Below are 12168 nucleotides of genomic sequence, written 5' to 3'. Positions count from 1 at the left end.
CCACGGATGGCGACCCGCGACACAGCGCCCGGGCGCTGTCGGTGGGGTACGGCATGATGCGTGGCGTGACCGCGCGACTGATGCTTCTCGACACCGCCTCGCTGTACTTCCGCGCCTACTTCGGCGTCCCGGACTCCGTGAAGGCCCCGGACGGCACTCCGGTGAACGCCGTGCGCGGGCTGCTGGACTTCATCGACCGGCTGGTGAAGGACCACCGGCCGGACCTGCTGGTGGCCTGCATGGACGCCGACTGGCGGCCGCGATGGCGGGTGGACCTGATCCCCTCCTACAAGGCGCACCGGGTGGCCGAGGAGCGGGCGGCCGGACCGGACCAGGAGGAGGTGCCGGACACCCTCTCCCCGCAGGTGCCGGTCATCGAGGAGGTGCTGGACGCGCTCGGCATCGCCCGGGTCGGCGTCGCCGGGTACGAGGCGGACGACGTGATCGGCACCTTCACCGCGCGCGCCGGCGGCCCGGTCGACATCGTCACCGGCGACCGCGACCTGTACCAGCTGGTGGACGACGCGCGGGGGGTGCGGGTGCTGTACCCGCTGAAGGGTGTCGGCACCCTGCAGACCACCGACGAGACGTGGCTGCGTGAGAAGTATGGGGTGGACGGACCGGGGTACGCGGACCTGGCACTGTTGCGCGGCGACCCGAGCGACGGCCTGCCGGGGGTGCCGGGCATCGGCGAGAAGACGGCCGCCAAGCTGCTCGCCGAGTTCGGAGACCTGGCGGGGATCATGGCCGCGGTCGACGATCCGAAGGCGAAGCTCACGCCGTCGCAGCGCAAGCGGCTGGACGAGGCCCGGCCGTACGTCGCGGTGGCGCCGAAGGTGGTCCGGGTCGCGGGTGACGTCCCGCTGCCGGAGGTCGACACCGCACTGCCGAAGGCACCGCGCGACCCGGAGCAGTTGAACAGTCTGGCGGCCCGCTGGGGTCTGGGCGGATCCCTGAACCGCCTGCTGGCGACGCTGGGCGCCTGACCGGGTGGAGCACCGCCCGGCAAAACACCGGCAAAACACCGTCGGGAGATGTTCATGGAAGAGGTGTCCACCCGGAAAGAGGTGCTAACTTAGGTAAACCTAACCAATGGAGCAGGAGGCCGGTCATGGCAGAGCGCCCGGGACGTAAGCCGCGCAAGCCCCATTCCGCCCAGGTCGTGCGCACCGAGCGGCTGACCCCGCACATGCAGCGTGTGGTCCTCGGTGGCGACGGGCTGGCCGACTTCGCCGCGGACACCTGCACCGACCACTACGTGAAACTCCTCTTCGGACCGGAGGGCGTCAGCTACCCGGCCCCCTTCGACCTGGAGCGGATCCGCGCCGAGTTCCCGCGCGAGCAGTGGCCGGTGACCCGCACCTACACCGTGCGGTCCTGGAACCCCGAGCTGCGGGAACTGGCCCTGGACTTCGTGGTGCACGGCGACGAGGGCCTGGCCGGGCCGTGGGCCTGCCGCGTCCAGCCCGGTGAGACCGTGCACTTCATGGGCCCCGGCGGCGCCTACTCCCCCGCCGCGGACGCCGACTGGCACCTGCTGGCCGGCGACGAGAGCGCGCTGCCCGCGATCGCCCGCTCCCTGGAGTCGCTGCCCGTCGGCGCGACGGCCTTCGCCTTCATCGAGGTGTCCGGCCCCGAGGAGGAGCAGAAGATCGACTCCGATGTGGAGGTCGTCTGGCTGCACCGGGGCGGCCGGCCGGTCGGCGAGGCCTTGGTCGCCGCGGTACGGGCGCTGGAGTTCCCGGCGGGCCGGGTGCACGCCTTCGTCCACGGCGAGGCGAGCTTCGTGAAGGAACTGCGGGCCCTGCTGCGGGTCGAGCGCCAGATCCCGCGCGACGACCTGTCGATCTCCGGCTACTGGCGCCTGGGCCACAACGAGGACGGCTGGCAGGCCTCCAAGCGCGACTGGAACGCCCGTATCGAGGCGGAGCAGGAGGGCGGCGCGGCCGCGGCCTGAGGCGGCCGGCGGCACCCCGGCGCGAGCAGGTGCCGCCGCCACGCGGGTCGACCGGGTCGGGTCACACCGACCGCTGGTACGACCTGAACGTCCTGATCGACAGCCACACCGCCACGACCGCAAGGGCCAGCAGCGCCCCGCCCCGGCCGAGCACCACGCCCCAGTCCGGGTCCGCCGACATCGCCGAACGGCCCGCCACCATCGCCCAGTTGAGCGGGTTGAAGTCGGCGATGTGCCGCATCCAGCCGGGCATCTGGGACGGCGCCATGAAGGCGCTGGACAGGAACGTCAGCGGGAGCAGCAGGAAGGTGTTGATCCCGATGATCGACTCCCGCTCCCGCACCAGCATGCCGAGCGCGTTGGACAGCGCCCCGAAGACCGTGCCGAGCAGTACGGCGGCGACCACCAGGACCGCGACACCCGCGGCCCCGCCCGGGTAGTCGGCGCCGCCCAGCAGCCCGAGCAGCACGATGATCAGGGACTGGCCGGCCGTGATCAGCCCGTTGTTCACCACGTTGCCGTTCATCAGCGCGGCCCGGCTGACCGGGGTGGTCAGGAAGCGGTTCAGGGTGCCGCGCTGGATCTCCTCCAGCGTCCCCATCCCGGCCCACATGTTGGAGCTGAGGGCGCTCATCACCACCACCCCCGGCACCAGGTAGTCGAGGTAGGAGGTGGTGCCGAAGCCGCCCAGCTCGACGACCTTCCTGAAGAGGTTGCCGAACAGGAACAGCCAGATCACCGGCTGGATCAGGGTGATGACCGCGTAGGCGGGCTGACGCGCGAACACCAGCAGCTGGCGCTGGGTCATGTACCAGGTCTGGGACAGGGCGTGGCTCATCGGGCACCTCCGGCCAGGGCGAGCGACTCGGCGCTGCCGTCGGCCTCCGCGTACCGGCGGCCCGCGTAGCGCAGGTAGACGTCGTCGAGGGAGGGGCGGGCGACGGTCGCGGCCACCACGGTCACCCCGGACCGCTCCAGGGCGGCGAGCAGCGCGGGCACGGCGGCGGCCCCGTCGTCGGCGCGGGCGCTGATCCGGCGGCCGTCGAACAACGCCTCGTGCACGCCCGGCAGCCCGGTCAGAGCGCCCGCGAGCAGGGTGCGGCCGGCCTCCCCTGGTGCCTCGCGCAGCTCCACGTGCACCGCGTCGCCGCGCAGTTCGCCCTTGAGGGAGTCGGGGGTGCCCTCGACCACGACCCGGCCGCGGTCGACGATCGCGATCCGCTCGGCGAGCCGGTCGGCCTCCTCCAGATAGTGGGTGGTGAGCAGGATCGTCAGACCCTCCTCGCCGGCCAGCCGGCCGATCTCGTCCCACATCGCGGTGCGGGCCTCCGGGTCGAGACCGGTGGTGGGCTCGTCGAGGAAGAGCACCTCGGGGCGGTGGACCAGGCCGAGGGCCACGTCGAGGCGGCGCCGCATGCCTCCGGAGTAGCCCTTGACCGGGCGGTCGGCGGCCTCGGTGAGGCTGAAGCGGGCCAGCAGGTCGTCGACCCGGTGGCCGAGGGCGGTACCGCGCAGGCCGTACAGCCTGCCCTGGAGCCGGAGGTTCTCCCGGCCGGTGGCGACCGGGTCGGCGCCGGAGTTCTGGGCGACCACCCCGATCGCGCGGCGCACCCGGTCGGGGTGGCGCAGTACGTCGTGGCCTGCCACCGCGGCGGATCCCGAGTCGGGGCGGGCCAGGGTGGTGAGGATCTTGACGGTGGTGGACTTGCCGGCTCCGTTGGGCCCGAGGAGCCCGAAGACGGTGCCGGGTTCGACGGTGATGTCCATGCCGTTCAGCGCGGTGACGTCACCGGGGTAGGTCTTGATCAGTTGGCGCGCCTGCACTGCGGGCGCACGGGTGTTCATGACAGGGCTCTCCTGAGTGAGCGGATGACAGCTGATCCGCATGAGGAGCACCGGGCTATCCTGGGTGTGCCGCACCTCGATCGCCCGGATCTGCCTCACGGCGGGTTCAGCTCGGGGTTCGAAGACCCTGGCGGGGCTGCTGGAACAGCTCTGCCGGGGTCTGTTTCCGTTACCGGTCCGCCTCCGTGAACTCCGGCGGGAACTCGCCGGTCTCGTGGAACCGGCGCCAGCCCTCGACGCCCGGCAGCGAACCGTCCTGTATCTCCCGCACGAAACCGCGGACCCATTCGGTCTGCGCCTCCAGCATGTGCAGGTGGTACTCGACCTCGACGACGAACAGCCGGGGCAGCGTCTCGTGCAGCTTCTCCAGCACCGCCCGGCCGCCGGCGACCTCCACCTCCAGGGAGCTCAGCCGGTCCGCCAGCAGGCGCTCGACCTCGTCCGGCGGCAGCGCGCCCATCAGCGAGAGCGCCGTCTCGAAGATCGGGTACTCCTTGGCCGGGACGGCCATCAGGTCGGACAGCCAGTGGACCATCTCCTCGCGCCCGGCGTCCGTGATGCCGTAGACCGTGCGCTCCGGGCGGTTGCCCTGCCGCTCGACGTCGGCCACCTCGACGAAGCCGTGCTTCTCCAGGTTCCGCATGACCGTGTAGAGCGAGCCGTAGTTGGTCCGGGTGCTGGTGTCCTTGCCCTGACGGCGCATGGTCTGGGCGATCTCGTACGGATGCATCGGCTTCTGCCAGAGGGTCGAGAGGACGACGAGCGCCAGAGGATTGCCGAGCTTGCGCCGCTGCACCGCCATACCGCCCCCCTCGCTTCCGAATATCCGTTGCCGAACATATCGCGAGTTCGCGACCCCCGTCAATACACACGATGTATCGCGTTTTGACGGCCCGCGCAAGGGCGTGAGGACTTGGGCCCGCCCCGGACATGCCGGTGTGACGCGGGCGAAACAGCGCTTCCCTAATTTCTGTCGCCCGACAGGAAATACGCCCTGACAGGCAGGTAGCGCCGTGACGACCACCGACGACCGCTCGCTGAAGGAGACCGCCGACCACTCCCTGGAGGAGTTCGGCTACCGCCAGGAGCTGCATCGCAGCCTCGGCCGGTACGCCTCGTTCGCCGCCGGGTTCTCCTTCATCTCCGTACTGACGACCGTCTTCCAGTTCTTCGCCTTCGGGTACGCGTTCGGCGGCCCGGTCTTCTTCTGGGCCTGGCCGGCCGTGCTGGCCGGCCAGTTGCTGGTCGCCGCCTGCTTCGCCGAACTGGCCGGGCGCTACCCGATCTCGGGCGCGATCTACCAGTGGTCCTCACGCCTCTCCAACCCGTCCTTCGGCTGGTTCGCGGGCTGGATCATGGTGATCGGGCAGATCGTGGTGGTCGCGGCGGCCGCGCTCGCCCTCCAGATGGTGCTGCCGGCGCTCTGGTCCGGCTTCCAGCTGATCGGCACCGACCCCACGCCGACCTCGGCCGACGGCGCGGCCAACGCGGCGGTCCTGGGCGTCGCCCTGCTGGTGCTCACCACCCTGGTGAACATCATGGACAACCGGGTGATGTCCGTGATCAACCGGGTCGGGGTGACCGCCGAGATCATCGGCGCGGTGCTGATCGTGGTACTGCTGCTCACCCACTCCAAGCGCTCCCCCGGCATCACGTTCCACACCGGGACGGCCGCCGAGGGAGGCCTGCTGGGCGCGCTGCTGGTCGGCTCGTTCACGGCCGCGTACGTGATGATCGGCTTCGACAGCGCGGGCGAGATGAGCGAGGAGACGCACCAGCCGCGCCGGACGGCGCCCCGCACCATCCTCACCGCGCTGACCGCCGCGGGACTGCTCGGCGGACTGGTCATCCTCGGTGGCCTGCTGGCCGCGCCCAGCCTCACCGACGGGCACCTGGGGGTGGACGGGCTGAGCTACGTGCTGACCAGCAGCCTCGGGGACGGGGTCGGGCGGGTGCTGCTGGCCGACGTGGTGGTGGCGATCGCGGTGGCGACGCTCGCCATCCAGACCGCGGCCTCCCGGATGCTGTTCTCCATGGCGCGGGACGGGCAGCTGCCGTTCGCCGAACGGCTGGCGCGGGTGAACCCCCGTACCGGGATGCCGGGCGCGCCGGCCGTCGTGGTGGGGGTGCTGGCCGCCGTGCTCCTGCTGCTGAACTTCGTCTCCCCCGACGCCTTCCTGGCGATCGGGACGACGTGCATCGTGATGCTGTACCTCGCGTACGCGATGGTCACCGGGCCGCTGCTGGTGCGGCGGCTGCGTGGGGAGTTCCGCGCCGAGGGGGCGGACGAGACCGGGGCACCGCTGTTCTCGCTGGGGCGGTGGGGGGTGCCGGTGAACGTGGTCGCGCTGCTGTACGGACTGGTGATGACCGTGAATCTGGCGTGGCCCCGGGGGGCCGTGTACGACCCGGCGGGAGGTCACTGGTACTTCCGGTGGTTCACCGTGTTGTTCATGGTCGGGACGGTGGTCGTGGGCGGCGTTTGGAGGCTCACCCGGGCGGCGTCGCGGAGTGCGGTCGCTGTGCCGGAGGCTGTGGCGTAGTGGGTCAGGTGCGGGTGGGTGGGGGCTGGTCGCGCAGTTCCCCGCGCCCCTGACGGGGCGCGTCCCCGTACCCTTGGCTGCAAATGAGACGTAAGACCGCCGTACCGCCCTCTCCCCTCCCCCAGCGCCAGGGGGTGGACCCTGTTCGGGTGCGGTTGCCGTTCTCCGGGGAGTGGGCCACGGTCGGGGAGTACCTGGTGGCCCGGCTCTCCGGGGCCGCCCCCGGCGCCGTCGCGGAGATGCTGGACTCGGGGCTCGTCGTGGGCGCCGACGGGCACCCCGTCGGCGCCCACGCCCCCTACGTCCCCGGCCTCTACCTCTGGTTCCACCGCGAGATGCCGGCCGAAGTCCCCGTCCCCTTCCCGCTCGGCGTCGTGTACCGGGACGACCACCTCGTCGTCGTCGACAAGCCGCACTTCCTCGCGACCACCCCGCGTGGCAGTCACGTCACCGAGACCGCGCTCGCCCGGCTGCGGCGGGAGCTGGGGATTCCGGCGCTCGGGGCGGCGCATCGGCTGGACCGGCTCACGGCCGGGCTCGTGCTGTTCACTGTCCGGCCCGAGGAGCGCGGGGCCTATCAGACGCTGTTCGGCGAGCGGCGGGTGCGGAAGGAGTACGAGGCGATCGCACCGTACGATCCCTCGCTCGCCGTTTCCCGGACCGTGCGCAGTCGCGTCCTGAAGGAGCGCGGGGTGCCCGCGGCCCGGGAGGTCGACGGGGAACCCAACGCAGAGACGCTCGTCGAACTCGTCGAGCGCAGAGGTGACCTGGGGCGGTACCGGCTCACCCCGCGCACCGGGCAGACGCACCAGTTGCGCGTCCACATGAGCGCGTTGGGCGTGCCCATTCTGGGCGATCCGCTGTATCCGGTCGTGACCGGCCCCGTGCCGGCCGGTGACTTCCGGCGACCGCTGCAACTGCTGGCGCGACGGCTGGAGTTCACCGACCCGGTCACGGGGGTGGAGCATCGGTTGCGCAGCGGGCGGACGCTGCGTGCCTGGGAGTCGTACCAGGACTGGGCCGGCTAGCGCCCCAGCCACCAGCGGCGCAGCCGCGGCCAGATGCCGCGCGGTGCGGTCTCGGGTTCGGGCGCGGGCGCGGGCGCGGGCGGGGCGACGGGTGCCGGGTGGGCCGGCGCCGACGGCTCCGGCGCGGGCGGTACGGGCGCCGGCCGGGTGGGAGCGGCCTGCCAGTCGGTGCGCTGCGGCGGGACCAGGGCGGGGCTCGGCATCAGGGTGACGTCCTGCTTGGGCTTCGGGTCGAAGCGCACCGGGAGTTCCACCAGGTGGCGGGAGGCGATCGACGCGCGCCAGCGCAGTTCCTCCTCCTCGCAGTCGAGCTGGATGTCGGAGAGGCGGGTCAGCAGCTGGTCGACGCCGACGTCGGCGATGGCACGGCCGATGTCCTGGCCGGGGCATTCGTGCGGGCCGCCGCCGAAGGCGAGATGGGAGCGGTTGCCCTGCATGTTGGCATTGAGGTCGGGGCGGACGCGCGGGTCGACGTTGCCCGGCGCGGGTGCGTAGAGCAGGCCGTCGCCCTTGCGGATGCGCTGGCCGCCGAGTTCCGTGTCCTGTTTGGCGAAGTAGGCGAAGACCGTGCTGAACGGGGGTTCGTCCCACAGGGACTGCTCGATCGCCTCCGGGACCGTCATCTGGCCGCCGTTGAGCTGGGCGCGGAAGCCGGGCTCGGTGAGGACCATCCGCAGCGCGTTGGCGAGGAGGTTGGCGGTGGTCTCGTAGGCGGCGTAGAGAACGACCCGCAGGTGCTGGGCGACCTCGTCGTCGTTGAGCCGGGCGGGGTGGTTGACGAGGTGACTGGTGAAGTCGTCCTCGAGGCGGGCCCGGCGGCGGGCGGTGAGCCGGGTCAGGCAGCTCATGACGTACTCGTTGCTGGCGATCGCGGTCTCGGTGCCCTTGAGCGCGTCCCGGGTGGCCTCCACGATCCGGTCGTTGTACTCCTCGGGCATGCCGAGCAGTTCGCACATGACCGCCATCGGCAGGTGCTCGGAGTACTGCGAGACCAGTTCGGCGCGGCCCTTCTCACAGAACTCGTTGACGAGCAGCTGGGTGTAGCGGCCGATCAGGCGGCGGATGCTGCGGTGGTCGATGGTGGTCATGGCGCCCTGGACCGCCGCACGCAGGCGCAGGTGTTCGTCGCCCTCGGCGTGCGAGCAGATGGGCTGCCAGGCGATGTGCGGCATCAGGGGGTGGTCGGGCTTGACCATGCCTTCGCGCAGCGGGGTCCAGATGCGGCTGTCCCGGGTGAAGACGGCGGGGGTGCGGACCATCTGGAGGTTCTCGGTGAGTCCGAGGACCACCCAGACCGGTACGTCGTCGTGAAGCAGCACGGGCGCCACGGCGCCGTGTTCCTCGCGCAGCTTCTCGTAGAGTTCGCCCAGGTGGTCCGCGTCGGCGCCGAAGAGCCGATGCAGTCCACCGGGGCCGCGGTCGGCGGCGGGGGCGCCGCCGTGGGCGGAGCCGCGGTCGTGGGCCGGGCAGCCGGGCGGTGGGGCCGACTCCGTGCTGGGTCCGGCGGGTCGGGGGGATTCTGGCGTCACAGTGATCGCTCCGGGAGAGGTGTCAGGTGAGCGCGCCGGACATGGCGAGCGAGTGCAGGAAGCGCATCAGCGTCATCAGGACGTCCCGGCTGGAGGCGCGGCGGCGGGCGTCGCACTCGATGATGGGGATCTCGGGCGACAGGTCCAGTGCGGTGCGCAGTTCATCGATGGGGTAACGGGGCGCGTCCGGGAAGGAGTTGACGGCGACGACGAACGGCACGCCGCGCTCCTCCAGGCGGCCCATGACGTCGAAGCTGACCTCCAGGCGCCGGGTGTCGATGAGGACGACCGCGCCGAGGGCTCCTTCGAACAGGCCGTTCCACAGGAACCAGAAGCGTTCCTGGCCGGGGGTGCCGAAGAGGTAGAGCACCAGTTGGTCGGTGATGCTGATCCGGCCGAAGTCCATGGCCACGGTGGTGGCGGTCTTGGAGTCGGAGCCGTAGTTGTCGTCGACCCCGATGCCGGCCTGGGTCATGGTCTCCTCGGTGGTCAGCGGTCTGATCTCGCTGACGGCACCGACCATGGTGGTCTTGCCGACTCCGAAGCCGCCCACGATCACGATCTTCACCGCGGCCAGCGCGGTGTGCGGGAGGTGGTCCTCGGTGCGGGGGCCGGGGATCATCTCAGAGCCTTTGAAGTCCATGCATCACCGCTTCGAGAAGGGAACGGTCGGGGAGCGCCTGGCGGACGATCGGGGCGCGCGCCTGCACCAGTTCGGCCGTGATCAACTCGGTGATCAGTGCCGTCATCGCGCTGAACGGCAGGTTGAGGTAGGCCGAGAGCTCGGCCACGGACAGGGGCGCGAGACAGAGCCTGAGCAGCACCGCCTGCTCCGGCGTGACGGAGGGCGGGGGGTCGGCACGCGCCACGATTAAGGTGACCAGGTCGAGTTCGGCCCGGGCCCCGTCGGCGCCGCTGATGACGTAGAGCCGCTCGGGGTTCTTGTTGTCGCCGTCCTCTCCGCCGTTCTCGGGGGCCGGCGGCACGGACGGGAGCGGTGGCGGGACGAGTTCCGGCCTGGGCAGGCGCCGTTTGCGTTGCGGAGGAGTCATACGGTCTGCCCGTTGCGCCGGGGCGGGCTGGTCAGGTGGGCACCGATGCGCACGACGAGGTCGCGCATCATCTCGCTCATCCGGCCGGGTTCACAGGTCACGTCGGCGAGCACCGCGAGGTAGGCGTTGGCGCCGGCGGACATCAGGTAGAAGTAGCCCCGGTCGATCTCGATGAGGACGAGGTTCATGTCCCCGTTGCTGATCGGGAGTTCCTGGGCGACGGCACCGGCCAGGCTCTGTACGCCCGCGCAGGCCGCGGCCAGCCGGTCGGCGGCGTCGGGGTCACCGCCGTGCCGGGCGATGCGCAGTCCGTCGGCGGAGAGCACGACGATCATCTCGACGCCCGGTACTCCGTCGGCGAGCTGCTTGAGCATCCAGTCGAAGTTGCCTCGCTGCTGGATCACTTGAGGTCCCCCTCGTCGTCGGCCTCGGGGCCGGCCGGGTCGTTGATCAGGTGCAGGTACTTGGTGGGGTTCCGGGTGAAGTCGGTGGGGTGGACACCCGGGTTGTTCTTCTTGAGCCCCTCCCAGAAGGCCTCGACCCACAGTCCGGGTTCGCGGCGTTCCGGCTCCGGCTGCTCGGGTTCGGGCTCCTTGTGCTGCGACCAGACGGTCGGGTTGCCCTCACGTTCGGCGCGCTCGATGGCGGCCTGTTCGGCGAGCCGCCGGCTGAGCGGCGTCTTCATCCGGCTGCGCCGCTGCGGGAGTCCGCCCGCGGTCCACTCGGTGACCTCGGGGACGTCGTCCTCCATGGAGATCCCGGCGGGGATCCGGGGGCTGGTGGGCCGCCGCTTCTTGGGCGGCCTCTTGGGACCTTCGAGGGCGCCGAGTTCGGGCTTCGGGATGCCGGTGGCGCCGATGCCGTGGGCGATGCCGGGCGCCGGGTCGGTGGTCATCATGTCGCTGGGGACGATGAGGACGGCCCGCACCCCGCCGTACGCCGAGGCGCGCAGCGAGACGTCCATGTTGTACGTGGTGCAGAGCCGGCCGACGACGGACAGGCCCAGGCGCGGGTTCTCGCCGAGCACCTGGATGTCCTTGCCCTGCTTGGCCTTCTCCAGCAGACCCTCGAGGCGGCCGCGGGCCTCCTCGTTGAGGACGACACCGGCGTCCTCGATCTCGATGCACACGCCGGACTGCACCTCGACGGCGGTGACGTGCACCTTGGTGGAGGGCGGCGAGTAGCGGGTGGCGTTGTCGAGGAGTTCGGCGGCCGCGTGGATGATCGGCTCGACCGAGGTGCCCTTGATGTTGACCTGGCAGATGGAGTGCAGCTCGATGCGCCGGTACTCGAGGATCCGGGACATGGCGCCACGCAGCACGCTGTAGAGGGCGACGGGGTTGGGCCACTGGCGGCCCGGCCGGCCGCCGCCGAGGACGGAGACCGAGTCGGCGAGGCGTCCGATCAGCGCCGTGCCGTGGTCGATGCGCAGCAGGTCGTCGAAGACCTCGGGGTTGCGGCCGTGGTCCTCCTCCATCTCCCGGAGTTCGTGGGCCTGCTGGTGGACGATGGCCTGGACGCGCCGGGCGACGCTGACGAACGAGCGCTCCAAGGAGTCCCGTTGCAGGTCCTCCTCGTCGACGATGTCGAGCATGGTGCGGATCAGCCGGCGCTGCGACTCGGGGGCGTTGCGCAGGCGGGGGTCGCCGTCGAAGACCTGGCGGATCACCTCTTTGGGCGACTCGCCCGCCTTCAGCCGGTACAGCGCGGTCGGGAACACCTCGTTGCCGAGGCGATCGATCTCCTCCTGGCCGGCGGTGAGCCGCCGTTCCAGATACGCGCTGTGACGGTGGTGCTCGGCCCGGGCGTCCTGGAGCATGCGGCCGCGCCGTACCGCTTCCGCCGCCGTCGCGAGCACCAGGAGCGTGCCGACGGCACCGCACACGCCGACGGCGGTCCGGGCGGATGCCGCCACCACGACGACGGCGGCGGCGGTCGCCGCGGCCATCAGTATGGCGGGCAGCAACAGCACGCGCGCCAGGGAAAGTTCACGGCCCTCGGGAGGCGATTGCACACTCACCATGTATGCCTTCTGAGACGAATCGGCTGGGTGTCGGGGGACTTCGCGGGGGGAAGGTTCATGGAGCAGTAGGGATCTTCCGTATGTTTGGGAACAGGCGCACGAATTCACCTCAACTCGGTGCGCCGCGGGCGAGCTTAGTCCGACCGGATCAACGCCGTGTCATATTCGGCAAGCACCTGAAAGCGCCCGAA

General features: G+C 71.1%; 12 protein-coding genes. 4 read left to right on the top strand and 8 right to left on the bottom strand.

Annotated elements, in window-relative coordinates; genetic code table 11:
* Positions 1-56 precede the first annotated feature (56 nt).
* Positions 57-986, top strand: a complete 930-nt coding sequence (locus MB828_RS28860; protein ID WP_301650938.1) for a 5'-3' exonuclease — start codon at positions 57-59, stop codon at positions 984-986.
* A 125-nt stretch (positions 987-1111) separates the two neighbouring features.
* Positions 1112-1957 (top strand): siderophore-interacting protein, encoded by an 846-nt coding sequence (locus MB828_RS28855; protein ID WP_301650755.1) that lies wholly within the window; start codon positions 1112-1114, stop codon positions 1955-1957.
* Positions 1958-2018: 61 nt separating this feature from the next.
* Here the strand turns inward: MB828_RS28855 and MB828_RS28850 are convergent, their stop codons facing one another.
* The 3 genes from MB828_RS28850 to MB828_RS28840 form a co-directional block, all read right to left on the bottom strand.
* On the bottom strand, positions 2019-2795 hold the full coding sequence (locus tag MB828_RS28850) for an ABC transporter permease (protein ID WP_301650754.1): 777 nt from the start codon (positions 2793-2795) through the stop codon (positions 2019-2021).
* Positions 2792-3802, bottom strand: a complete 1011-nt coding sequence (locus tag MB828_RS28845; protein WP_301650753.1) for an ABC transporter ATP-binding protein — start codon at positions 3800-3802, stop codon at positions 2792-2794. The genes MB828_RS28850 and MB828_RS28845 overlap by 4 nt, the downstream gene beginning before the upstream one ends.
* Before the next feature lie 169 nt (positions 3803-3971).
* On the bottom strand, positions 3972-4604 hold the full coding sequence (locus MB828_RS28840) for a PadR family transcriptional regulator (protein WP_301650752.1): 633 nt from the start codon (positions 4602-4604) through the stop codon (positions 3972-3974).
* A 211-nt stretch (positions 4605-4815) separates the two neighbouring features.
* Between MB828_RS28840 and MB828_RS28835 the strand changes: the two genes are divergently transcribed.
* A complete protein-coding gene (locus tag MB828_RS28835) occupies positions 4816-6345 on the top strand; it encodes an amino acid permease (protein ID WP_301650751.1) in 1530 nt (509 codons plus the stop codon).
* 83 nt (positions 6346-6428) lie between these two features.
* Positions 6429-7373: an RluA family pseudouridine synthase gene (locus MB828_RS28830; protein ID WP_301650750.1), complete on the top strand. Its 945-nt coding sequence runs from the start codon at positions 6429-6431 to the stop codon at positions 7371-7373.
* Here the strand turns inward: MB828_RS28830 and MB828_RS28825 are convergent.
* From MB828_RS28825 to MB828_RS28805, 5 genes are read right to left on the bottom strand one after another with little or no spacing between them, the layout of a single operon-like run.
* Entirely contained in the window at positions 7370-8902 is a 1533-nt protein-coding gene (locus MB828_RS28825) for a cytochrome P450 (RefSeq protein ID WP_301650749.1), read from the bottom strand. The two genes, MB828_RS28830 and MB828_RS28825, sit on opposite strands and share 4 nt — an antisense overlap.
* 22 nt (positions 8903-8924) lie before the next feature.
* Complete coding sequence (locus MB828_RS28820) at positions 8925-9545, bottom strand: GTP-binding protein (protein WP_301650748.1); 621 nt, start codon at positions 9543-9545, stop codon at positions 8925-8927.
* Positions 9526-9954 carry a DUF742 domain-containing protein gene (locus MB828_RS28815; RefSeq protein WP_133025884.1) on the bottom strand — a complete coding sequence of 143 codons (429 nt, stop codon included), beginning with the start codon at positions 9952-9954 and terminating at the stop codon, positions 9526-9528. The genes MB828_RS28820 and MB828_RS28815 overlap by 20 nt, the downstream gene beginning before the upstream one ends.
* Positions 9951-10358: a roadblock/LC7 domain-containing protein gene (locus tag MB828_RS28810; RefSeq protein WP_046726726.1), complete on the bottom strand. Its 408-nt coding sequence runs from the start codon at positions 10356-10358 to the stop codon at positions 9951-9953. Before MB828_RS28810 ends, MB828_RS28815 begins: the two co-directional genes overlap by 4 nt.
* Positions 10355-11977, bottom strand: a complete 1623-nt coding sequence (locus MB828_RS28805) for a sensor histidine kinase (RefSeq protein ID WP_301650747.1) — start codon at positions 11975-11977, stop codon at positions 10355-10357. Before MB828_RS28805 ends, MB828_RS28810 begins: the two co-directional genes overlap by 4 nt.
* Between the last annotated feature and the right edge of the window lie 191 nt (positions 11978-12168).

Source organism: Streptomyces arenae, from assembly GCF_022343545.1.
Taxonomy (GTDB): domain Bacteria; phylum Actinomycetota; class Actinomycetes; order Streptomycetales; family Streptomycetaceae; genus Streptomyces; species Streptomyces humi.
Note: the sequence above shows the minus strand (reverse complement) of the source record. Positions and strands in the feature narration are given on the sequence as shown.

What these genes read in the sequence shown, in the direction of transcription:
- MB828_RS28860 (WP_301650938.1), top strand. Translation starts at nt 57, where the DNA reads ATGCGTGGCGTGACCGCGCGACTGATGCTTCTCGACACCGCCTCGCTG.
- MB828_RS28855 (WP_301650755.1), top strand. Translation starts at nt 1,112, where the DNA reads ATGGCAGAGCGCCCGGGACGTAAGCCGCGCAAGCCCCATTCCGCCCAG.
- MB828_RS28850 (WP_301650754.1), bottom strand. Translation starts at nt 2,795, where the DNA reads ATGAGCCACGCCCTGTCCCAGACCTGGTACATGACCCAGCGCCAGCTG.
- MB828_RS28845 (WP_301650753.1), bottom strand. Translation starts at nt 3,802, where the DNA reads ATGAACACCCGTGCGCCCGCAGTGCAGGCGCGCCAACTGATCAAGACC.
- MB828_RS28840 (WP_301650752.1), bottom strand. Translation starts at nt 4,604, where the DNA reads ATGGCGGTGCAGCGGCGCAAGCTCGGCAATCCTCTGGCGCTCGTCGTC.
- MB828_RS28830 (WP_301650750.1), top strand. Translation starts at nt 6,429, where the DNA reads ATGAGACGTAAGACCGCCGTACCGCCCTCTCCCCTCCCCCAGCGCCAG.
- MB828_RS28820 (WP_301650748.1), bottom strand. Translation starts at nt 9,545, where the DNA reads ATGGACTTCAAAGGCTCTGAGATGATCCCCGGCCCCCGCACCGAGGAC.
- MB828_RS28815 (WP_133025884.1), bottom strand. Translation starts at nt 9,954, where the DNA reads ATGACTCCTCCGCAACGCAAACGGCGCCTGCCCAGGCCGGAACTCGTC.
- MB828_RS28805 (WP_301650747.1), bottom strand. Translation starts at nt 11,977, where the DNA reads ATGGTGAGTGTGCAATCGCCTCCCGAGGGCCGTGAACTTTCCCTGGCG.